Source organism: Streptomyces sp. NPDC001068 (assembly GCF_042897315.1).
Taxonomy (GTDB): Bacteria; Actinomycetota; Actinomycetes; order Streptomycetales; family Streptomycetaceae; genus Streptomyces.
The window spans coordinates 37,368-58,657 of the sequence record NZ_JBIAYD010000011.1; the positions used below are offsets into that span (position 1 = coordinate 37,368).

Sequence of the window (21,290 nt, forward strand, 5' to 3'; positions counted from 1 at the left end):
CGTCACGGCCATGTCGTCTTCCGGGGGCGCTGGTAATCCACGGAGTACACCCGGGACGGACGGGTAAGCCGTCCCGGGTTCACCGTCATCAGCCACAGGTCCACCTCCTGAACCCCGGTCAGGCCGCTGCTGTAAAACACCGTGGGGTCGGGCATCTCCATCTCGACGCCCTGCCGCTGAAGTCTGGTGATCTTGTTGTTCGCGCGGCATCCACACGAGCCGTTCCCCCCGCACCCCTTCAACAGGTGACACGTCATGGCCGAGACGGCCGCGATCGCGGAGTCGTCCGGCTCGATGCCCCACCGGTAGGTGACGGTGAACGTGCCCTCGGTGCCCTCCGGTTCGGTGAGCTGCTGGCACTTCGGCCAGCACTCCCCGCCCAGGCGCACGAGCAGGCTCGGCGCGTCCACCCGGTACTCCACCCCGGGCACCAGGTCCTGGCCGTCCACGTTGACCCGCACCACGGAGTGGACGGGCCCGCCCAGCTTCACCTCGCACAGCTCCGAGCAGGAGCAGCCCCTGGGGCGGCAGCCGCACGCCGACGCGTTGCGCCACTGGCCGTCAACGCCGATGTACGGCACCCACGGGCCCAGGCCCGCCCCGGCCTGGAACGAGACCGGGGCGAAGTCCAGGCACGCCTGGCGGCACGGCCGTACGGTCACCTCGCACAGGCCGATACGGCGACCGGACAGGCGCCACAGGATCTGTGTGGCCACGCGCTGCCACCGCTCCACCTTGTCCGGGTCCACGCCCTCCACGTCGCAGCACAGGTCAACCGGCCACGGGTCACACGCGGTCGTCTGCAGCGGCATTGCCCACCTCCTGGGCGTCAGGTACGCGGCAGCCGCGCGGTTGGGCGCCGCGCGGCTGCTCGGTGGTTACCAGGTCAGGCCGGAACGGCGACGTAGTCACACGACGGCGCCGGCGGCTCGATGGTGGTGATGAACGTGCGGCGGTGGCAGTCCGCGTCCAGCGGGGTGAGGAGCGGCCCCGGTGTGTTGGCGGCGTCGGCGGCGACCACGTCGTACGGGCCGACGCCCCAGTTACCGCCGGTCTTGGTTGAGCCGGTGACCTGGAGGGTGACCGCCTCGCTGCCGATCTCCAGGTCGCCCAGCACGCCGTTGCTGACCCACGGCAGCAGGAAGTAGATCCACTGGCCGGTAGCGCCGGCCACGCACGCCTCGCCGAGGACTTCCGCCCACAGCTCCACGGCGAAACCCGTGTCGCACTTCACCGAGCAGGTGTCGAACCCGATCGGCTTGCCGTCCCAGCCGAGCACCACCGGCTGGCCGGTGAGGATCTCGATCAGCTCCGGGGAGACGGAGAAGACGTTCAGCTCGAGGTCGAAGCCCCTGAAGGTGGGGCAGCCCTTCTTGAAGCCGCAGACGCGCCCGTTGGCCGCCTTGTACTCGATGTCGTCGCCGTCGTCGCTGTTGTTGTTCATCGCCAGGGACGAGAAGCAGTCGAAGACGTATCCGTTTTCCGGGCCGGCGATGGGGTTGCCACACTGGTCAACCCGGGTGATCCGCATGGTGTCCGCGTTCGCGATGAGCGGGCAAGACATGCCGTGACCTCCTACATTCAGGAAGTCCGGCCCTCAACCAGCGACGTGTGTCCGGCCCGAAGCCAGCGACGGTGTCAGTTTAGCGGTGGCCGTGGTGAGTAGCCGGGCCGCTGCGTACGGGTGCGTTGATCCGGGCCTAGGGGGCTGCGGCGTGGGCGTGGACGGTGACGCCGGCGGCGGGGGCACCGACGGCCAGGACCCCGATCCCGAGGAGCGTGATACCGGCCGCCGCCTGGACGTTCACCGTCGTCGCCGCGGCCGAGTTCGCGGTGATCGTGTGGGAGCGGAACGCGCTGGTGCCCTGGACGCCCACGGTGACGACCGGAGGCACGGAGAACGCCCCAGCGGGCCACGTGAACACCGCGTTGCCGCTGGCGTCGGTCACCACGGTCTGACGCTCGACGCGGCCCGAGGTGGGCGTGTAGTCGCCGCTGGTCGCCATCTCCAGGACCGTCCCGGTCAGATCTCGCGGGTGGACAGGACGAGGAAGTCGCCCCCGGCGATCCCGGTGAATACGAACGCGTCGGCCAGGCGCTCGCCGTTCTTGCCGCCCTGGTCGACGGACCAGGTGCCCGAGGAGCCCGCCGGGAAGGGAACGGCCGGGTCCCCGCCGATGGCCACGGTCGGCGCGCCCGCGAACACGATCAGCGTCACACTCCTCGCGCCGGCCGTGATGGTGACGTTGCCCGCGCCGGTCTGCCTCTGGGCCTTGCTGTCGATCTGGGGGGTCGGGGTGACGCCGCACCGTACGACCGTGCCCGTGGCCACGTAGGCGGTGGTGCCGTCCAGGGTGGTGTCCGACACGGCAGGGGCGCCGGTGCCGGTGGTGGTGTAGTGCCGCAGGAACGGCGTACTGCTCCCGTCCGGCTGGGTGTCGCACAGGATCTCGTACTCGGCGTCCACCGCCGCCGCGGCGGAGACGCTTCCGCTGGTCCCGGACAAGGCTGGCTCCTTTGTGAGTTACGCGATACGCCGGTAGCGCAGGGTCGTGCGCCCGTTGGCGTTGGCGAGGATGGACGCCGTCGTGGCCGTCCCCGTGTTGTTGGTGCGTGCCCCCTCGACGCGGATCGTCGTGGGCTGGATGACCGTGTACTCGACCTGAATCGGACTCGTGCAGTTGTGGCCGCTGCTCACGGCCGCGTTCGAGCTGTTGACGTTGACCTGCGCGATCAGCACCTCGCTGTCGGGGACGACGATCCCGGCCGTCACGTCGAAGAGGCGGGCGCTGACCCAGACGTTGGACGGGTCGACGGCCGCGACGGAGGCCCGGACCGTCGCGTCCAGTTGGTACGTTCCGGCCGCGGGGAGCAGCACGGACAGGCCTGTCGCCAGCCACGCCCCGCTCGCCGACGAGACGAGGTCCAGGACCGTGGCCAGGCTCGCGATGCCGTGTTCGGTGAGGCGCGTGCTCGCGCCGGTGCCGGTCACGGCGTGTCCCCGACCGGCCCGGTCCAGCGGGCCGTCACGCGGGTGCGGCCGTCCTGGTTGCTGACGACGGAGGACACCCCGGACTGGCCGATCTGGTAGGCGTGAAGGGTGATCTGGTCCCCCGCCGTGAGGTTGATCATGAAGCTCGCGGTGCCGGTGTTCTGCGCGCCCGCCGCGGATCCGGACGCCTGGCCGCGCGAGAGGCCGACGACCATCACCTCCGAGCCGCCGATCAGCGTGCCGTTCCGGAACAGTGACGCCACCACGTACTGAGCGATGGCCAGGTTGGCGGGTAGCTGGACGCCCCCGCGCACGTGATAGGTGACCTCCCACACCCCGGAGCGGGGGGCCACCAGCGGAGCAACCTCGGTGACCTCCTCCCACACCCGGTCCGCCGCGCTGAGCGTCCGGGAGCCGCCCGCTCCCCACGTGGTCTGTGCCCACGAGCCGTCCACGCCGAGCGTCCACGTCTGCGGGCAGTCCCCGGCGGCCGGCGCGTCCAGGGTCAGGCCCGGCCCAACCTCGATCGCCGTACGCGGCACGAGGAGCCCACCGGCCGCCCGTACGAGGCCGTTGCAGGGGCTCGGGTCGATGCCGGGCATCAGGCTGCCGCCGCAGCAGGCGCCCGCCATCAGTCGGACACCTTGTGCGCGGCGAGCAGTGAGCGGCCGTTCGTGTCGGACACGATCTGTGCCTGAGTCGGCTGAGTCCCCAGCTGAAACACGGTTTTGGCCTCCATGCGCAGGGTGGTGGGGGCGGTCACGGTCACGTACTTGATCATGGTTGACGTGTCGTTGTCGCCGGTGGTCTGGCCCGCCCCGGCGACGTTCTGCCGGACCTGCGTCACGAACGTCTCGCTGTTCGCGACGACGGCGCCCGCGGTGACGTTGAAGATGCGGGCGACCATGAACGTGCCCGCTACGCCCGTGAAGCTGAAGACTCCTCGGGCAACCATCGTGACCGCCCATCGTCCGGCGGACGGGAGCAGCAGCGCGGATCCCGAGACCGGGCCATAGGTGTTGTCGGCCAGGGGCAGGAGGTCCGTCGAGGAGGCGACGTCCTCGACGGTCGGGGACGCTAGGCGGGCGCCGACGGTCCACGTCTCGGGGCAGTCCCCGGCCGCGGGGGCGTCGACGTCGATCCGGACCGAGCGGGTGGTCCCGACGACCGTGCCGGGGGCCAGGCCCGCGACGACGGCACGGGGGACGAGGAGCCCGGACGGCGTGAGTTCCAGCCCGTTGCACGCCGCGGGGTCGATCGTCACCGCCCCGCGCAGGCTGGCGTCGGTGCCGGTCATCAGTCGGACACCTTCTGCCAGGTCAGCAGCGACCCGAGCGGGTTGCCGGCCGACAGGGAGGCGGCCGTCCCCGTCGTGCTCTGGTATTCGGCCTGGACCGCGACGACGTCCCCGGCCGCGAGCGTGACCCGCTTCGTCGCCGAGTTGGAGGCGTTCTCACCGGCCGACATCGTCTGTCCGGCCGTCAGGAAGAAGTCGAGCTGTTGGAGCTGCCGCAGACTCCCGTTGATCGGCGTGCCGTTGAGGGTCATCCGGGTCTGGGTCAGCCGGTTGAAGCTGGACTGTGCGCCGGCCGTCATGCCGCCCGAGACGTCCGCGGTAATGAGGTAGATCCCCGCCTCGGGCGCCACGAACGACATGCCGGGGATGTTGCCCCACACCCCGGCCGCGAGCGGCAGCAGGTTGAGGGCGGCGCTCGGGATGACCTCGCCGCCTACCGGCGTGAGGCGCGCCCCGATCGTCCACACGGCCGGGCAGGCGTCGGGGTCCGGCGCCTGGACGTCGACGTCGACCGACCGGGCCGTGCCCACCGCACTGCCCGGAGCAACACCCGCTAGCGTCGTGCGAGCGACGAGGAGCCCGGACGGGCGCTGCTCCAGGACGTTGCAGGGGTCGGCGGACAGCTTTGGTGCGATGCGGTACGTGTTGCCGCACTTCCCTGGCATCGCTCAGCCCTCCGGAGTGTCGGCCGGGTCGGAGAGGGCGGCCAGGGCGTCCTGGTAGGCCTCGGCGGTCAGCTCCTCGTATCCGTGCTCGATGAGGACCTGATCATCGTCAAGGCCGTCGTACGTCGACAGGCCGCCCTGGGGGTTGCGGTAGTAGCGGGTGCCGCTGGTGGGCTGGGGGTCGCTCACAGTCGTCTCCTGTCCGTCCGTCAGCCGGCCGCGCTGGCCTTGTAGGTGGCGTTGATCAGCACGTCGTCCCCGGCCGTCAAGGCGACCGAGAAGACGTCGAGCACGGAGTCGTCCGTGTCCGTGACGGACCAGGTGAGCGTCACCCCGGCCGGGACCGCTTGGGCGGCGGCCGCCGCGGTGGTGACCTCGACGGTCCCGACAAGGACGGTCAGGGTGACCGACTGGAGGCCCGGGTGCAGAGCCTTGATGTCGTGGCCGCCTGCGCCCGTGTACCGGTACAGGGCGGTGCTCACCACGGCGTCCGGCGTCGAGGCCGCGGTGCAGCTCCCCACGGTCCCGGTGACCGTGTACGGCGTTGTGCCGTCCAGCGTCGTGTCCACGGCGCTCACCGGGTTACCGTCGCCCGCGTACTGGACGTGCCGCAGGAACGGCGTGCCGGAGTCGCACAAGAGCAGCGGCTCCCCGGCCAGCACCTCGGAAGCGATGCAGTCCACCGGCGCGGCCGGCGTGTACGGCTGGCTGAGGTCGCCGTCGAGATACGTGCCGAGGAGGACCGGGTCGGCTCCGTTGCACGGGTCGACCGCCCACAGCTCCGTGTACGAGGCGTCGGCGATGCCGTCGCCGTTGGTGTCGTCGCAGCCGCACCGCTCGATGACCTGCCGTGCGCAGGTGACCGTGGGGCACACCGCGAGGCGCGTGCCGCCCGGCAGGGCGACCGTGGAGCCGTCGACGGCGTCCACGTACCGGGTGGCCGTACGGGCGCCCTCGGCGTCGTAGACGACCTCGGCGCGCACCGCCTGGACCACCGCGCCCGTCGCGTTGTCCACGACGCACAGCGGGATCGTCTCGACGTCGACCCCGGCAGACGAGGACTGGCACAGCACCGTCGCGTCGTCCGGGAGCGGCTCCCGGGTGTCCGCGTCCACGAGGCTGACGTTGCCGTTGCAGTCCGCGAGCCGGAGCGCCGTCCACGGCACTGTGGCGAACTCGACCGAGCAGAACCGCTCGTGGAGGGACGGCGGGTCGGCGAACCCGGAGGTGCCCAGGGTCAGGCGCACGGGCTCCGAGAACTCGATCCGGAACGCGTCGCCGCCGTTGAGGTACAGGCCGATGGGGTTGGCCTGCCAGATGCCCAGGCCGTTCCCGGCCGTCGCGGTCAGCGTGACCGTGATGCCGTTGATGACGGCGGTCCCCACGTACCCGGCCGCGGACTGGGCCGGGTTGACCGGCAAGGCCGGGGCGAAGGCCGTGAAGTTGACCGAGCCGCCGAGGTCCGGGCTGGAGAACAGAACGACAGAGGCGCTACCGGTGTCGGACTGGTAGACGCCTTCCCACGACGTGACCCGGTCCCCGAACTGGTACGACGGGGTGCCCGCCGTGCCGACCCAGCATCCGGGGAACGCCGGATCGGTCAGAGCGAACCCGGTGTTGGTATCGGGGAGGCTGTAGGTGCACTCGGCCAGGACCGTCGTGTCACAGCAGCGGCCCACGGCCCCGGTCGGGGTGTAGGCCGCCCCGTCCACGGTGTAGTCACTGTGCCCGCTGATCGCGCCCGTGTCGTCGCGCTCGTAGTCCCGCAGGAAGGCGACGACCGTGCCGTCCGCCTGGACGTCGCACAGCTCGGCGATGTCCTGCTCGGTCTGGCTGGAGGCCACCAGGTCGCAAGACAGGCACGGCCCGACGGCGCCGACCGGCGTGTACGGGGTGACGCCGTCCGCCTGGTAGTCGGTGGTGGAGACGATGTCGCCGGTGCAGTCCCGGCAGATGGTGCGCCGGAAGGTGGTGCCGCACCCGGTGCGCGGCGTCACAGGCTCGATGCACAGGACGAAGTTGTGCGCTGTCCACTGCTTGAACTGGCCGTTGCTCTTGGTCTCCAGGTCCAGGGCCAGGCCGATGCGGCCCGCGAGGACGTCAGACCATGGCACGGTCGTGGTGACGGAGAACGACCAGGTGGTCCCCGCCGCCCGGTTCGCGTCGGTGACCACCACGAGGTTCGGGACGGAGCCGTCCGCCTCGCCGCCGTCGCGGATGATCCGCCACCGGCCATCGGTGATGATGCCGTTGCCGGGACCGTTGTTGGTGGCCTGGCCGCTCGCGGTGATGGTCACCTGGTCGCCGGGCTGGAGGCACGCCGGACAGGCGTCGGGAACCTGCACGAGACCGACGATGCCCAGGTGGAAACCGGAGTTGCCGGGGTCAGGGTCCGAAGCCTGGTTCGGGAAGATCGTGCTTGCGCCGGACCAGAACCCGGCACCTCCGCCGGGGACGCTCCGCCGGTTACCGGGGAGACCGTCCCCGGACAGCACATACCGCGGGGCGTACGGGACGTCGGTGATGCCGGTGACCGGGGCGCAGCTGCCGGGGGCGCTGTCGCACAGCTCGATCGTCTCGCAGGTGAGGCAGGGCGGCGTGCACGTCCCCACGGTGCCGACCGGGGTGTAGGCGGTGCCGTCAAGCAGGTAGTCGCTGTGGCCGGTGATCGTGCCGTTCTCGTCGCGTCCGTAGTCCCGCACGAACGCGGTGACCGTGCCGTCGGCGGCGGTGTCGCAGAGCTGCAGCAGGTCGCGTTCCGGCTGCTCGACTCCGGCCGGGCACACGGTGACGGTGCCGGTCGGGGTGTAGGTGGTGCCAGTGACGGCGTCGACCAGGCGGACGGAGTCGATCGCGCCCTCTGCGTCGTAGCTGTACTCGATCAGGACCAGGCCGACGACCGTGCCGTCCGGGAGGACGTCACAGAAAGTGCCGCTCAGCTGGATGGACTGGCTTTCGCCGCATGCCATGGCGCCGGCCGGGGGTGCGCCCGCGCTGTAGGCGCCGGTGAGGGCGTTGATCCAGCCGGACGAGGTGATGACTCCTTCGCAGTCCCGGACGATGGTGACGGCGATCGGTGTGCCGTCGGCGAGGCACAGGCCGACCGTGGCTGTGGGCGTGGTCGGCGAGGCGCAGTCCGAGACGGGCAGGCAGGCGCCGGCCGTGCCGGTCACGGTGTACGGGGTGGTCCCGTCGAGGGCGGTGTCCGCGTGCGTGGTCGCGCCGTCCGGGGCGATCGTGTACGTCCGCAGGAACGCCGTCGACGTGCCGTCCGTGGCCACGTCGCACAGGAGCTGCGCGCGGCTCTCCTGGGCGGCGCAGGGGACCACGGTGGGCGCGGTGACGGTGGCGCCGGTCTCGACGTCCAGGTACGTGACCGTGGGGTCGCCGCAGGCCGCGCACTTGAGGACCGCCGCGGTGCGCGTCTCGCCGGCGCCCGCGTCGTAGCAGATCTGCCCGAGGACGACCGGGGTGTCCGCTGTGGCGTCCGGGCAGTCGACCGGGGCGACAGGCGTGTACGGCGTGCTGTAGTCGTCGGCCGCGAACGTCCCGACCAGCACCGGGGCCCCGCCGTCGCACGGGTCCAGCGCCCACACCTCGGTGAACTGGGTGTCCGGCTCGCCGTCGGCGTCGGTGTCGTCGCAGCGGTGCACGGTGCTGATCTGCCGCGTGCACGTGTCCGGCGGCGAGCACAGGCCCAGGGTGCCGGTCGGGGTGTAGGCGGCGCCGGTCGTCGGGCTGACGATGCGCGTACCGACCCGGTCCCCCGAGACGGTGTCGTAGACCGGCTCGACCAGGGCGAGGCCGGCGACCGTGCCGTCCGGGAGGACGTCGCACAGGAGCAGCGTTTCGACGTCGACGCGGGGCGTCGGGGCGGCGCCGCTCACGATGACGGGCCCCTGCCCGCAGCATCCACTCACAGGGTGACTCCGATCGTGTACGAGAGGGTGACGGTGCCGGTGTCCGCCGTGACGGTGAGCGGACCGGTCAGGAGGGCGTCCGTGTCGCGGCCGACGGACCAGGTGGCCGCCTCGCCGGTGTGCAGGGTGCTCGGGCCGTCCTCGGTGGTGACGGTGCCGGTGCCGCCGTGCGCGACGGCCGTAACGGACTGGAGCGTTGGCCAGGTGGCGGCGTCCCACGTCTCACCGGCCGCAAGCTCCACCCGGCGCGCCTGGACGCCGACAGCCGGGTCCGCGCCCTCGTCCGTCTCATCGCAGCTGATCGGCGCAACCGGGGTGTACGGGGCGGAGAGGTCGGCGGTGTACGAGCCGAGGGAGGTGACGGCGCCGGTGCAGTCGACGGCCAGCAGCTCGACGTAGTCGGTGTCCGCGATGCCGTCGCCGTCGGCGTCGTCGCAGCGGCACGCCTGGAGCACGTTCTGGGTGGCGCACTCCTCGGTGTCCGGCGGTGGGCACACGTCCAGGTGTGTTCCGCCCGGGAGAGCGACGGGGCCCCAGGTGATCGGGTCCACGAAGTTCACCGAGAGGCGGGTGCCGGTCTCGGTGTCGTAGCGGATCTCGGCGAGGATCCGCTGAAGGATGCCGCCGCTGGTGTTGTCGATGACGCACATCGGCAGCAGCTCGACGTCGACGCCCGGTTCCGCGTCCGGCGCGCAGATGCCCACGGTGCCGGTGGGCGTGTACGGGGTGCCGTCGAGGAGGTAGTCCGTGTGCCCGGTGATCGCCCCGGTGTCGTTGCGGGCGTAGTCGCGGACGAACGGGGTGGCGGCGCCGCTGCCTGCGGTGTCGCAGAGCTGCACCAGGTCCCGCTCCGGCAGGGCCTCCCCGGTCGGGCAGGTGGTCACCTGGCCTTGGGGGACGTAGGTGGTGCCGGTGACGGCGTCGACCAGGCGCACGGAGTCGATCGCGCCGGCGTCGTCGTAGTGGTACTCGATGAGGACCAGACCAGCGATCGTGCCGTCCGGGAGGACGTCACAGAACGTGCCGCTCACCTGGATTGATCGGGAGTCGCCGCACGCGAGTGTCCCGGTCGGCGGGTCTCCGGCGGCCCACGCTCCGGTGGTGAGGTTGAGCCATCCGTCCTGTGTGACGGTGCCGTTGCAGTCCCGGGTGACCACCACGGCGATGGGTGTGCCATCGGCGAGGCAGAGGCCGAGGGTGGCGGCGGGGGTGGTCTGCTCGGCGCACTGGGTGCCGCTGCTGGAGTCGTCAGTGCAGACGCCGACGGTGCCGGTGACGACGTGCGGGGTCTGCCCGTCGAGAGCGACGTCCACGTAGGACGCCGAGCCGTCAAGGAACTGGTACCGGCGCAGGAAGGGGCCGCTGTCGTCGCACAGGGTCACCGTCTCGGAGTCGGCGCAGCCGTAGGTGCAGTCCACCGGCGCCGTGGGCACGTACGGCGTGGACGGGTCGTCCTGGTAGGTGAGCACCAACGTGGCGCTGCCGTCCGCCTTGATGCACCACAACTCGCTGTAGGTGGCGTCCGCCTGCCCGTCGCCGTCGGTGTCGTCACACAGCTGCCGACAGATGGTGTCCACACAGCCGGTGTCGCACTGACCGACGTCGGCCAGCGCGGCCCCGGGGGTGAACACGCCGGTGAGCGGGTCGATCCAGCCGGCCACGACGGGGTTGGCGGCCGGGGTGTCGCAGTCCGCGCAGTCCGAGCGCACCACGACCAGGACCGTGGAGCCGTCCGCGCGGCACATCTGGTTGGTGGCGATGGACGGCGAGCACGAGCAGCCGATGGAGCAGGGGCCCGCGTCCGGTGGGACGGCGCCAGCGGTGAAGTTGCCCGTCAGCGGGTCCACCCACCCGATGACCGCGGGGTCTTGCGGGGTGGCGGCGCAGTCCGCGCAGCCGGAGCGCAGGACGACCAGCACCAGGGAGCCGTCCGCCCGGCACAGCGGGGCGGAGGCGATGGACGGCGAGCAGGAACAGGCGCCCGGTGTGCCAGTGCCGCCGTCCGGCCCGCAGGGAATCGGTTCGACCGGCACGGCTCAGTCCTCCCTGTGGGCCTGGCGGCGGTGGGAGTCCCGGCCGCGCTCGGTGTCGAAGTCACGCGGGCACAGCGGGCAGCCGTACATCGTGCGCAGGCCCTCGCCCTGGTCGGCTTCCTCGTCGGCGAGGGCGTCCTCCAGCGGCGCGAAGTCGGCCGCCCGGGCAGGCTCGCCCTCCTCGGCTCGTCCGCTGGCGGCGTTGGAGGCGGCCAGCTCGGTGGCGAGCAAGACGGCGTCCATGGCGGCCTGGACCGTGGCCGGGCTGGTGGCGGCCACCATCGCGGCGGCGTCCGCCTCCGGGTCGCCCACAGGCACGGGCGGGGTGAGGCCTTGCGGGGTGGCGACGCCGAGCAGCTCCTGGTGGCCGGGCTCCGGTAGCCCGTTGTCGGCGTCCTCGGCCGGGGACACGTAGCGGTGTCCGTCCACCAGGGCGCCCACCAGGACTTCCTCCGGCGCCTGGACGAACTGGTCCGCCGGGACGCCGAACTCGGCCAGGCCGATGGTGCCGATCTTCGGTGTCTGGGCGGTCGCCCACTGGGCGAACTCCCGCAGCCGGGACCGGTCGGGCTTGATACGGATGTGGTCACGCATGCGTGTGAAGCACCCCCAGAAGCGGCGCTGACCTGGAGCAACGCCGGTTAGCGTGAGGGCGCAATGAACCCCGGGCGTCGGTTGGCGCCTGTCCGCCCGGGGCTCCGACGACTGCATAGGAGTCGCCATGGTCCAGATTACGTGTGTCGTTGTGTTCGCGGACGGCACCGGGTGCACGCGAGCGCCGTACCGCGGATCGAAGTGGTGTTCCGCCTGCTACTCGTGGACCCGCCGTCATGGCTGGGTGGACCCCAACGGCCGCACCCCGCAGCGCTCCAAGAACACGGTGCTGCCCTTCCTCAAGGCAGCCGCCCGGGCCACGACCGACGAGTGCATCGACCTCACCGGGTACGCCGGACGCCCTGTCGTCCGCCTCAACGGCAAGGGCATGTGGGCGTCGCGCGCGGTCTGGATCCTCGCCTACGGCGACCCGGGCGACCTGCACGTGCTGCACACCTGCCACAGGGGCATCGAGGGATGCCTCAACATCAGGCACCTTCGCCTGGGCGACGACGCCGACAACCACCGGGACCGCGTGGCGGCCGGGCGCTCCTTCGTGCGCATCCCCCGGCCGAGGTCGCGGCGCCCCGCACGCCCAGGCATCCGCTGCAAGGTCATCGAGAGCGGACGGCGCTGCGACGAGCACCACCCCACTCACGACATGTGCAGCAAGCACCGCCGCCGGGAACGGCTGTACGGCGACCCGCTCATCCGGTCGACGCGCGCTCTCCTGGGCGCCGGTACGGCCGCCGTCACGCACGAGTGCGTGATGCTCCCGGCCTCCTACGGGCGTCCTACCGTCCGCCTGAACGGGGTGGGCATGACCGCCTCCCGGGCCGTCTGGATCCTCGTCCACGGCGACCCCGGGGACCAGTACGTGCTCCACACCTGCCACCGGGGGCAAGAGGGCTGCATCAATGTCCGCCACCTCTACTTGGGCACCCAGCAGCAGAACGTGGCCGACACGGTGAACGCCGGACGCCATGCAGTGGGCGAGCGGAACGGTCACGCCAAGCTGACCGCCAAGCAGGTAGCCCGAATCCGGGAGTTGGCCGGGACCATGACCCAAGACGCCCTTGCCGCCGAGTTCGGCGTCAGCCGACAGGCCATCGCCCACGTGCTCCACGGCCGCACCTGGGGCGGCGCGCAGGGGCCCGTGCCCAAGGCGAGCGCACGAGGCGAACGCATCACCGTGGCCAAGCTGACAGAGGCCGACGCGCGCAGCATCCGCCGCCGCTACGTCCGAGGTAGCAGATGGCACAACCGAGGCAACCGTGCCCAGCTCGCCACCGAGTACGGCGTCAGTGAGCGCACCATCATGGACGTGGTGCGCGGCGACACCTGGGGCTGGCTGGACGCCAAGGAGGCTCAGGGACATGCCATCACCTGAACCGCACAGACGGTACACGTAGTGCCCACAACGACCGATCGCTCAGCCAAAACGCGCCTGTCGTTGTTTCGGATGTTCACGGACGCGGAGGCGCGGTTGCGATCCGGGATCACGTCGACCGGGCCGCGGCGTACGACCACGGGGCCTGTGATGTAGAGCCAGGCCGCGCCCGGGTCGGCGGGGACGCCGCCGGGGCCCAGGTTGAGGAAGGAGTAGCCCGCGCCGATGACGGCGCAGTTCCCTGCCAGCGTGGTGAGGGCGCCGGTGGCCGGGTCCTCCCGGAGCACGTTGCAGCAGCCGAGGAGGGCGGCCACGCCCGCGGGGATGTGCAGGGTGCCCACGCCGCCGTAGGACTCCGCCAGGCAGCCCTCCAGCACGGCCACGCCCTGGGCGATCGCCAGCGGCCCCTCCGCCGGGGTCAGGTCAGTGGCGTCCACGGACAGCTTGGTCCGCATGAACCCGGCCTCGATGGCGTGCTGCTCGCCGAGCGTGAGCGCCGCCAGGGCCTGCGTGCGGGCGTCCTCGTAGGAGAAGCCGGGCGCGCTGCACTCCGCGCCGGCGTACACGGTGATGGGGGTGGCCACCTCGGTGCCCGGGCGGCAGAACTCCTTGGCGGTCGGGTCCCCGGGCACGGGGTCCTCGCACGGGTCCGGCCAGTCCCTCGCCGGACAGCAGCCCAGCGCCAGCCACTCCACACCGTTCAACTCATGGATGCGGTCCTCAGAGACGTCAGTGACATTCGAACACGCGGCGTTGAGCAGGCCATGAGGGAGCGGCGCCCCCTGGATACCCTCAACGGATTGACGCAGGCCAGCAGGCATTTTCACCCCCACCAGGTGCAACCGCACCCATCATTCGAACGTTGAACCTGGCGGGTGAGGCGACGGTGCCGCAAACACCGCCGCCCCTGACCGATGACCCCTGGGAACTGAGGCCCGAAGGAGTCCGGCGATGAGCCAGGCTAGAGAGTGCCGAGTGAGCTGGTGCACCCGGGACGTCAGGAAGTACACGGCCAGCGGGCTGTGCGACACGTGCTGGACGTGGTCCAGCCGCAACGGCGGCGAGGACCCAGAGAGCCCGAAACGGCGCCGACTTCAGCCACCCCCAGCGGATGGCCTCTGCACGGCCGTTGAGGACGGCAAGCGCTGCACGTTGCCGCACCTGGCCAAGGGCAAGTGCAACCGCCACTGGCAGCGTGAATGGAAGCACGGGGACCTGCGTAAGCGCCGCCGCTCGAACGGCGAAATGCAGGCGCTGGTTCGCGCCGCCGCGCGCTTCACCGGCGATGACTGCGTGCTGGCGCCGTGCGAGCGGAGCCGCCCCAGCGTCACGTACCGCAAGGAACCGATGGGTGCCACCCGGGCCGTGTGGTGGGAGGCGACCGGGAACGACCCCGGTGACCGCCAGGTGCTGCACACCTGCCACCGAGGGGATGGCGGCTGTATCAGCATCCGCCACCTGTACCTGGGCGACCACGCCCAGAACATGCAGGACATGACGGAAGCCGAGCGGCAGGCGCGCGGTGAGACGAATGGGAACGCCGAACTCACCGAACCCCTGGTGCACGAGATGCGGGCCCTGCACGCCACGGGCGACTGGAGCCAGCGGGCACTCGCCCGGCGGTTCAACGTGAGCCAGGGAACGATCCATCAGGTCGTCACCCGGAAGACTTGGAAGCAGGTTGAGTAGCACAGCCTCACCTCCTCGGTGGGGGGGCGGCGGGCCCGTGTTTGGTCACGGGCCCGCCGCCGTCTCGGGCCGGGGAGGGATCAGGCGGCCGGGCAGGCGACCAGCGTCTGAGCGCCGGTCTCACCCGAGGCGCAGACCGGAACGGTCACGATCCTGGTGTCGACCGAGCGGTCAACGAGACTCACGCACTCTTCAGCGAAAAGCGCGGTGTAGTCGTTCACACTGAACTTTGTTGAATCGTGAATCACTCCCAGGTTGATGTCCTCGCCACGGCCGATGACCAGGCTGCCCGCCGGGTAGATCATGAAGTTGATGCTGTCCGGCCAGGCGGTCGCGGGGTTGACGCCGCCGATGTCGGTGGGCACGGCCGGGGCCAGGCCGCGCGCCCACTGGATACGCACCCCGAGCGGCGAGAACAGGGCCTGCACGTCCGCGACGGAGACCTCATTGACGCCGACGCCGTTGCGGCGCGCCAGGTCCGAGAGGAAGAGATTGCGGCTCCACCAGGGGAACACGACCTCAAGGGCCGTGGTCTCGCACAGGCTGTGACGCTCGATCATGTCGGCTGCCTGGAGCGCGACGGCCCCGAACACGGCCGACAGAGCGCCCATGGACTCCAGCATGGTCACCGGGGTGGCGGTGGCCAGCGCCTTGGCGAACAGCACCTGCCGCAGCCGGATCTCGTGGGCCACCATGCTGTTGCGCAGGTACCAGGCGATGAGCTCCGGGAAGTGACGGGCGGTCAGGATCCCGGACTCCAGGCAGACGCCGACCGCGTCACAGCGCACCTCGACCGGCGACGGGCACGGGATCTTGTAGCACGGCTTGGTGTTGCCGGCGATGTCGTCGGCCTCGGTGTGCACCCAGGTGAGGGCGGAGACGTCCAGGGAGAGCGGCTTGTAGTAGCGCAGGCCGCCGCGCGCGAGCTGGATTTCCGGGGCGTCCCACAGCATGTCCGGGCAGCTGGTGTCGGTCAGCTCGTAGAGCGTCTCGGACGGGGCGCACCAGCCGCCGGAGGCCACCAGGTCGCCCTGGGGCAGCCGGGACTGGGTGGAGGCGGTCATGGCGACCGTGGTGCCTTCCGGCGCGGACGAGGAGTCCGTGACGATGCTGTCCGCCGGGAAGGGGTGGTGGTAGCTGATGACCTGGCCGACGCCGCCGCCGGCCGTCTTGAGGGCGGTGGCGCGGGTGTTGATGCCCTTGACCACGTCGTCGAAGTCCAGGGCGGAGCCCGGGGTGTAGCCGGGGACGTCCACGGCGGCGGTGATGGTGGTGCCCGGCGGCGGTGCGTCCGGCAGTACGCGGGGCTGCGCCCGGCGGACGGCGGACAGGTTGAGGGCCGGGCGCTGCGGTACGACCGCGGCGGACGCGGTGGCGTCCGGTGCTGCTGGCGCGGCGGGGGCGGCGGGCTCCTGGGTGGCGGCGGCGGTCGGCTCCGCCGGCGTCTCGCCTTCCGGGGCGGCCGGGGCGGTGGGCTCCTCGCCACGGACCTGCGCGGCCAGGGCCTCGATCTCCGCGGCGGCCTGGGTGGCGGCCTCCACGCGGGCGGTCTGCTCGGTGCGGATGCCCTCGACGCAGGCGGCCAGGGCGCGCATGCGGGTCATGGCGTCGCCTTCGATGACGTCCTGACCGGAGAGGGCGGCGAACGCGGCGCGGGCCCCGTCAAGGGCCTGGGCCAGGGCCTCGTCATCGAGAGCGGTGACGTCCTCAGGGATGTCGAAATCCATGATCGGATCTCCAGCGGTGTGCGGTGGAGATCCGGCCCTAAACCAGCGATCAAACGGAATAGTAGCTTCCGCGCGACGGTGGTGTCTTGGAGTGGTGCTAGAGGCGGGTCACAAGCGGCTAGGCGGCCAGTCGCCCCCGCTTCCCGCAGCCGCCGCAGTGACAGAAAAAGGTGCCACGCCGGAGCCTGATCCATCTGGTACGGGCCACATGCCCGTTGGAGAGATGCAGGAGGAGTCTGGCCTTCACTGGCCGGAGCTTATGAACATTGTTCGTGCATTCCCCCGTGTTGAGCAGTTCGTCAGCTCTACCGAAAGGCTGCAGGAGGATGCCCCCAACGTCACCCTCGTGAACGGTGTCTAGGTCCATGCGAGTCTCGCAGTGATAGCGCCGACTGGGATACGGAAACGGCTCACCCGGCGAGTACCCCCACGTGGGCGGATCGGCGGTCTCAGGTGTGCGGAACAGAACTTCCGCCGCTGTGACGGTGACTGGCATCTCGCCGTGGTTGTCCAGCCAGACAGCGAAGCTGCGGACTGATCCCCCGTATTCGCGAGGTGCCCAGCTAAGGCGGGCACGAGCTTTGATCTTTGGACGCTTGCGCCTGTACGCGAAGTACGAGACAAGCATGTTCGCCGCTGCGACGAGTGCACTTCCTGCCGCAATGATCCGCGCGACGTTGTCCGGCTGTGCCACGAAGTCCCCCCTGTTGCGGCATCCGTTTGGACGCTGGAGGGGAAGCATCACTGACTGGCTCTCAGTTCGTCTCCCTTCTGAGGAGATTCTGAGCATTCCGAGCACCGGTGCGTGTGCCGGTGGGCGGGGTCGGCCGCCCCGGTCCGCTGCAAGGCCCGGGGCGGCCGCAGTACCTACGCTGGCGCCTGGGCCGTCTCGTCGGTCTTGGTGAGGTCGGCGGCGGGGACGGGCTGGACGAGGGTGCCGGTCTCCCGTTCCCGGACGACCGCGCCGTCCACGGTGTCCGCGTGGGCCAGGGCCTGGTCCAGGTCGGAGTGGGCGAAGACGACGGCCCCGGCGGCGGTGGCGACCTCGTACGTCTCGGTGTGGTGCACGAGTTCGTCGGTGCCCTTGATGCGGACGGCGCTGCCCTTGTAGCGGGCGGCCACGGTGGTGGCGGTCGGCTTGGATCCGCTGGTGAAGGCGACGCGGCCACGGCCGGCCTCCATGGTCACCTCGAACTGCGTGCGGCCGCGCTGGTTGCAGGCGCATCCCATGGCTACTGGTCCCCCTTCGGGTTGGTGTCGGTGGTGCCGAGGACGGCAGCGGACAGGGCCGCTACCTCCTGCCGGCGTTCGGTGTCCCGGCGGGCCAGGGCGGCGGAAAGGCCGTCCAGGAACGCCGGGTCGTCGAGCAGGGCGGCCGGGCTGTCCGGGACGTGTCCGGCCGTGTCGTCCGGACGGTGTCCGCGCAGGCCGGACAGCATCCCGGCGGTCGCGTGCGCCCCCAGGGTGCGCAGCGGTGAGGACGTGTCCGGACGCTGTCCGGGCAGCGTGTCCGGGCTGTCCAGGACCGCGGCGACGGAGGCGGCCAGGGCAAGGTTGCCGCGCTCCACGGCGGCGGCGAGCAGCGGCGAGGAGTGCCCGGGCACGGGGACGGACAGCACGGCCCGAAGCTGCCAGCGCCCGTCCCCGCCCTTCTTCATGTGGTAGCTGGGCTGGCACCCCATGAACACGGTGCGGTCCCAGTCCGACAGCCACGGGGCGGCGGCGCCGGAGAACCACATGCCGCGCTCGTTCATGCCGCAGGTGATCACCCCGGCGACAGTGCGCGTGTCATCGAACTGGCACGCCACGTCGTTGCACTCCGCGCCGTCCCGGGAGTGGGGGGCGTTCATGGTGAAGGCGCCGGCCTTGACGGTCTGCCCGTTGTCGAGACGGAACCGGGCGCGCAGGAAGTGCGTGAGGTCGATGTCGCCCAGGCTCTCGATGGTCAGCGTGCGGTTGGCGAACCCGGCGTGTGGCTCTCCGGCCTGGGCCACCCACCCGTAGATCCGGCCGTCCGCGTAGTGCACGCCCCCGGAGCCTGGGGGCAGTTCCTCCGGGGTGGGCTCCGCGAACCAGGCGGCGGGCATCGGCGGCAGGTCGCGCATGGCGGTCCAGGCGGAGGCCACCAGCTCGGTCAGGGCGGGGTCTTCGCCGTCCGCGGCGGAGGCGGCCACGGTGACGTCCAGGCCTTCCGGGATGGTGGACGCGCCGACGTACAGGCCGGCGGCGAGGCGCACCAGGTGGCCGTCCTTGGAGGCGGCGCGCAGATGCTTGCGTGCGGTGTCCACGGTGAGGCCCAGGGCCCTGGCGACTTCACCCGCGCCCACGGGGTCCGGGCAGGTGCGCACGTAGCGGATGACGCGCTGGCGGGTCTCCCCCGGCGCCGACGCGGCGGCCGTGACCGCGGCGTTGATCGCCGCGGCGGCGTCCTCGCTCGTCTCGGGCGGGTCCAGGACGATGCGCGCCTGGTCGTAGGCGGGCATGGACACCAGGGTGGCGCCGCGCACGCGGGCCTTGGTGATGCGCACCACGAAGTCACCGGCCTGCTCGGAGTGCAGGATCACCCCGTCGTCGGTGTCCGGGTCGCCGGCGGCCGCGGTGAGGATGCCGGTGCCGGCGAACGCGCGGCGCAGGGCGTCGGCGGTCACGGTGCCGTCGGCGGCGGTGAGGAACTGTGCGACGTGCTGGTGGCGGGTGAGGGTGACGCCGGAGGCCGTCCAGGCTGCGGTGCGCTGGGCGGTGAACATCCAGCCGCCGTCCGCGAGGCGGAGCACGCTCATGGCCGGGATGGACGCGGCGAGCACGAGGAACCCGTCCTCGTCCTCCTCCAGGGTGCGGTCCACGAACTCGACGTCGACGCTGTCCAGGTCGACGCTGACGCCCAGGGGCGCCTCCTGCTCCAGCAGGGTCACGGCGTCATACCCGGCGCGCTGGGAGAGGTAGAGCACGCCGGAGCCGGTGAGGCGGTCGCCGTCGCGGCCGTACTTCTCGATGGCACCGGCCAGTTCGGCGCCCTCGTGGCCCATGCCCATCTCCTCCGCGTACTGGAGGGGCCAGGGGCCGCCCTCCCAGTACAGGGAGCCGGGCGCGAAGATCCGGCCGTCGCCGGTCTCGGTGTTCTCGTAGGCCAGGGCCGAGCCGTCCGGGGTGGACCAGGTGCGTACGGGGATCGCGGCCGTCAGTTCCTCGTCGGTGGCGTTGTCCATAGGTGGCTCCTCCTGGGGGCCGAGTGGAATGTCCGTGGCCTCGCCGGCGAACGCGACGCGGACACGGTCGAAGGTGAGCGGGCCGAGGCGGTCGATCATGGCCTCAAGGGGCCACGTCTCGGGCGTGTAGGCGCCGGTTGCATGGGCGACCCACGGGGTGTGCTGGCGGGGCAGGTCCGGGTTGTTGTGGCCGTCCTCCAGGGAGTCCTGGGCGACCGCGCGGGCCGCCTGCAGGGTGGGGGCGTCCTCGTCGGCGTCGGGGTCATCGCCGACCGCCCACACCCAGGCGGGGTCCTCGGAGGCGGGGTTCCAGTGGTTGACGCCGAACGCCACGGCCTGGACCGGCCCGGACAGGGCGGAGGCGCGGGCGCGGACGCCGTCGATCAGCTCCCGGCGCTGGTCCTCGCCCCAGTCGGCGGCCTTGCCGAGGAACCACAGGGTGCAGTGCAGCTCCTCGGCGGCCTCTCCGTCTTCCAGGGCCAGGCGCTCGATGTCGGCCTGGCTGGGCACGAGCGCGATCATGGCGCCGGTGTGCTCGGTCGCCGCCGCGGTGACCTCTCGCCGTGGATCGCAAGACGTCGCCTCGGCGGGCGCCTGAGATCCTGCGGTTGCGGCGAGGTAGTTGGCGAGGGATTCCAGGCCCAGGGCGCGGGCCGTGTCCGGGAGGCTGCCAGCCGCCAGGATGCCCTGCTGGTGGAGCGCTCGGGCGGAGGCAGCGCGGTCCGGGGCGCGCTGGAGGCGCAGGATGCACCGGCAGTTATGCGAAGCAATATCATTGGCGATGTACCACCCGCCTTCCGTTTCGAGGTTGTAGACGTGGCCCCTGAACGACCTGCGCTCGACGCTGACGACGTCGTGAAGCGCTACATGGCTGGCGAGTCGATCGAGGACCTGATGCGGGCTCACAAGACCAGCCACGGCCGCATCCGCGGCATCCTCACCGCCGCCGAAGTCGAGATCCGCACCACCGGCGAGCACGTACGACGTACTGGCATCCGCCGCGCCGCTATCGATGACGCCGAGATCATCCGCCGCTACCAGGCGGGAGAGTCCGAACTGGCTCTGTCCCGCGCCCTCAGCGTCAGCCGCCCGACCATCCGCAGGCGCCTGGTTGAGGCCGGGGTGACCATCCGCACCGGTAGCGAGGCGAACCGACTGCGCATGCAACGGCTGACGTTCGAGGAGCGCGCAGCCCTGGCCGCGCCCGCCAACGGCACCCGCCGCATGGACGGCGGTTGGCTCAGCCGTCCCTACACGGAGCCGCACGATCCGGTCGCCATCGCCCGCGCCCCCAAGATCGCCCGCAGACGAGAGGTCACCAAGTCGGCCACCTGGTCCATGGAAGACCGGGTCATCGACGCGCTTGCCACCCGCGGCTTCGAGGTACGGACGCAGGTCGCCGTCCACGGTTACAACCTCGACGCCGCCGTCGGCCACATCGCCGTGGAAGTCCACACGGGTGCTTACCACCCCGGACGCCATCCCCGCCTCGTGCGCCGCACGGTAAAGCTGGCCGAGGCTGGTTGGTGCGTCCTGTACGTCTGGATCACCCGCGCACACCCGTTCACCGCTGGCGGCGCCGACGAGCTGGTCACCCACCTCAACGCCCTCCAGGGGCTTCCACCCGGCATCCGTGAGGAGAGGGTGGTTCGGGGTTCCGGCCAACTTGCCGCCGTCCTTTGTGTGGACTTCGACCAGCGGGCCCTCGTACCAGCGCCGGAAGATCCGTCGCAGACCTGACGGCACCTGCACCAGCGTGTCCCCGGGGAAGCAGTTG

General features: G+C 71.3%; 19 protein-coding genes. 3 read left to right on the forward strand and 16 right to left on the reverse strand.

Features of this window, described 5'->3' with window-relative positions; genetic code table 11:
- Positions 1 to 2 precede the first annotated feature (2 nt).
- From ACFY3I_RS29045 to ACFY3I_RS29100, 12 genes are all read right to left on the reverse strand, one after another.
- Complete coding sequence (locus ACFY3I_RS29045) at positions 3 to 812, reverse strand: hypothetical protein (protein WP_390863920.1); 810 nt, start codon at positions 810 to 812, stop codon at positions 3 to 5.
- 74 nt (positions 813 to 886) lie between these two features.
- Complete coding sequence (locus tag ACFY3I_RS29050) at positions 887 to 1,564, reverse strand: hypothetical protein (RefSeq protein WP_390863922.1); 678 nt, start codon at positions 1,562 to 1,564, stop codon at positions 887 to 889.
- Positions 1,565 to 1,700: 136 nt separating this feature from the next.
- On the reverse strand, positions 1,701 to 2,006 hold the full coding sequence (locus ACFY3I_RS29055) for a hypothetical protein (protein ID WP_390863924.1): 306 nt from the start codon (positions 2,004 to 2,006) through the stop codon (positions 1,701 to 1,703).
- Between the two features lie 17 nt (positions 2,007 to 2,023).
- Entirely contained in the window at positions 2,024 to 2,506 is a 483-nt protein-coding gene (locus ACFY3I_RS29060) for a hypothetical protein (protein WP_390863926.1), read from the reverse strand.
- A gap of 18 nt (positions 2,507 to 2,524) precedes the next feature.
- Complete coding sequence (locus ACFY3I_RS29065; RefSeq protein WP_390863927.1) at positions 2,525 to 2,992, reverse strand: hypothetical protein; 468 nt, start codon at positions 2,990 to 2,992, stop codon at positions 2,525 to 2,527.
- Positions 2,989 to 3,624: a hypothetical protein gene (locus ACFY3I_RS29070; RefSeq protein WP_390863929.1), complete on the reverse strand. Its 636-nt coding sequence runs from the start codon at positions 3,622 to 3,624 to the stop codon at positions 2,989 to 2,991. Before ACFY3I_RS29070 ends, ACFY3I_RS29065 begins: the two co-directional genes overlap by 4 nt.
- Positions 3,624 to 4,289: a hypothetical protein gene (locus ACFY3I_RS29075; protein ID WP_390863931.1), complete on the reverse strand. Its 666-nt coding sequence runs from the start codon at positions 4,287 to 4,289 to the stop codon at positions 3,624 to 3,626. Before ACFY3I_RS29075 ends, ACFY3I_RS29070 begins: the two co-directional genes overlap by 1 nt.
- Positions 4,289 to 4,954 (reverse strand): hypothetical protein, encoded by a 666-nt coding sequence (locus ACFY3I_RS29080; RefSeq protein WP_390863933.1) that lies wholly within the window; start codon positions 4,952 to 4,954, stop codon positions 4,289 to 4,291. Before ACFY3I_RS29080 ends, ACFY3I_RS29075 begins: the two co-directional genes overlap by 1 nt.
- A gap of 3 nt (positions 4,955 to 4,957) precedes the next feature.
- Complete coding sequence (locus tag ACFY3I_RS29085; RefSeq protein ID WP_390863935.1) at positions 4,958 to 5,143, reverse strand: hypothetical protein; 186 nt, start codon at positions 5,141 to 5,143, stop codon at positions 4,958 to 4,960.
- A 20-nt stretch (positions 5,144 to 5,163) separates the two neighbouring features.
- The gene (locus ACFY3I_RS29090) at positions 5,164 to 8,841 is read right to left on the reverse strand and encodes a hypothetical protein (RefSeq protein WP_390863938.1); all 3,678 of its coding nucleotides are present in this window, start codon (positions 8,839 to 8,841) and stop codon (positions 5,164 to 5,166) included.
- A gap of 29 nt (positions 8,842 to 8,870) precedes the next feature.
- Positions 8,871 to 10,907, reverse strand: coding sequence for a hypothetical protein (locus ACFY3I_RS29095; protein ID WP_390863940.1), 2,037 nt, complete (start codon positions 10,905 to 10,907; stop codon positions 8,871 to 8,873).
- Positions 10,908 to 10,910: 3 nt separating this feature from the next.
- Positions 10,911 to 11,501, reverse strand: coding sequence for a hypothetical protein (locus tag ACFY3I_RS29100; protein ID WP_390863942.1), 591 nt, complete (start codon positions 11,499 to 11,501; stop codon positions 10,911 to 10,913).
- Between the two features lie 244 nt (positions 11,502 to 11,745).
- On the opposite strand from ACFY3I_RS29100, the gene ACFY3I_RS29105 reads away from it, so the two are divergent.
- A complete protein-coding gene (locus ACFY3I_RS29105; protein ID WP_390863943.1) occupies positions 11,746 to 12,891 on the forward strand; it encodes a hypothetical protein in 1,146 nt (381 codons plus the stop codon).
- Here ACFY3I_RS29105 and ACFY3I_RS29110 read toward each other — a convergent pair.
- Complete coding sequence (locus ACFY3I_RS29110; RefSeq protein ID WP_390864396.1) at positions 12,870 to 13,586, reverse strand: cupin; 717 nt, start codon at positions 13,584 to 13,586, stop codon at positions 12,870 to 12,872. The genes ACFY3I_RS29105 and ACFY3I_RS29110 overlap by 22 nt on opposite strands.
- A 280-nt stretch (positions 13,587 to 13,866) precedes the next feature.
- Here ACFY3I_RS29110 and ACFY3I_RS29115 point away from each other — a divergent pair, with 280 nt between their 5' ends.
- Positions 13,867 to 14,580: a hypothetical protein gene (locus ACFY3I_RS29115; protein WP_390863945.1), complete on the forward strand. Its 714-nt coding sequence runs from the start codon at positions 13,867 to 13,869 to the stop codon at positions 14,578 to 14,580.
- An 80-nt stretch (positions 14,581 to 14,660) separates the two neighbouring features.
- Here the strand turns inward: ACFY3I_RS29115 and ACFY3I_RS29120 are convergent, their stop codons facing one another.
- The 3 genes from ACFY3I_RS29120 to ACFY3I_RS29130 all read right to left on the reverse strand — a co-directional run bounded on the left by ACFY3I_RS29120 (position 14,661) and on the right by ACFY3I_RS29130 (position 20,023).
- On the reverse strand, positions 14,661 to 16,307 hold the full coding sequence (locus ACFY3I_RS29120; protein WP_390863946.1) for a major capsid protein: 1,647 nt from the start codon (positions 16,305 to 16,307) through the stop codon (positions 14,661 to 14,663).
- Between the two features lie 867 nt (positions 16,308 to 17,174).
- Complete coding sequence (locus ACFY3I_RS29125; protein ID WP_390863948.1) at positions 17,175 to 17,537, reverse strand: hypothetical protein; 363 nt, start codon at positions 17,535 to 17,537, stop codon at positions 17,175 to 17,177.
- A gap of 2 nt (positions 17,538 to 17,539) precedes the next feature.
- Positions 17,540 to 20,023 carry a hypothetical protein gene (locus ACFY3I_RS29130; protein ID WP_390863949.1) on the reverse strand — a complete coding sequence of 828 codons (2,484 nt, stop codon included), beginning with the start codon at positions 20,021 to 20,023 and terminating at the stop codon, positions 17,540 to 17,542.
- A 384-nt stretch (positions 20,024 to 20,407) separates the two neighbouring features.
- On the opposite strand from ACFY3I_RS29130, the gene ACFY3I_RS29135 reads away from it, so the two are divergent.
- Positions 20,408 to 21,253, forward strand: coding sequence for a hypothetical protein (locus ACFY3I_RS29135; RefSeq protein WP_390864397.1), 846 nt, complete (start codon positions 20,408 to 20,410; stop codon positions 21,251 to 21,253).
- The last annotated feature ends 37 nt before the right edge of the window (positions 21,254 to 21,290 follow it).

What these genes read in the sequence shown, in the direction of transcription:
- ACFY3I_RS29045 (WP_390863920.1), bottom strand. Translation starts at nt 812, where the DNA reads ATGCCGCTGCAGACGACCGCGTGTGACCCGTGGCCGGTTGACCTGTGC.
- ACFY3I_RS29080 (WP_390863933.1), bottom strand. Translation starts at nt 4,954, where the DNA reads ATGCCAGGGAAGTGCGGCAACACGTACCGCATCGCACCAAAGCTGTCC.
- ACFY3I_RS29125 (WP_390863948.1), bottom strand. Translation starts at nt 17,537, where the DNA reads ATGGGATGCGCCTGCAACCAGCGCGGCCGCACGCAGTTCGAGGTGACC.
- ACFY3I_RS29050 (WP_390863922.1), bottom strand. Translation starts at nt 1,564, where the DNA reads ATGTCTTGCCCGCTCATCGCGAACGCGGACACCATGCGGATCACCCGG.
- ACFY3I_RS29135 (WP_390864397.1), top strand. Translation starts at nt 20,408, where the DNA reads ATGCGGGCTCACAAGACCAGCCACGGCCGCATCCGCGGCATCCTCACC.
- ACFY3I_RS29055 (WP_390863924.1), bottom strand. Translation starts at nt 2,006, where the DNA reads ATGGCGACCAGCGGCGACTACACGCCCACCTCGGGCCGCGTCGAGCGT.
- ACFY3I_RS29070 (WP_390863929.1), bottom strand. Translation starts at nt 3,624, where the DNA reads ATGGCGGGCGCCTGCTGCGGCGGCAGCCTGATGCCCGGCATCGACCCG.
- ACFY3I_RS29075 (WP_390863931.1), bottom strand. Translation starts at nt 4,289, where the DNA reads ATGACCGGCACCGACGCCAGCCTGCGCGGGGCGGTGACGATCGACCCC.
- ACFY3I_RS29100 (WP_390863942.1), bottom strand. Translation starts at nt 11,501, where the DNA reads ATGCGTGACCACATCCGTATCAAGCCCGACCGGTCCCGGCTGCGGGAG.
- ACFY3I_RS29120 (WP_390863946.1), bottom strand. Translation starts at nt 16,307, where the DNA reads ATGGATTTCGACATCCCTGAGGACGTCACCGCTCTCGATGACGAGGCC.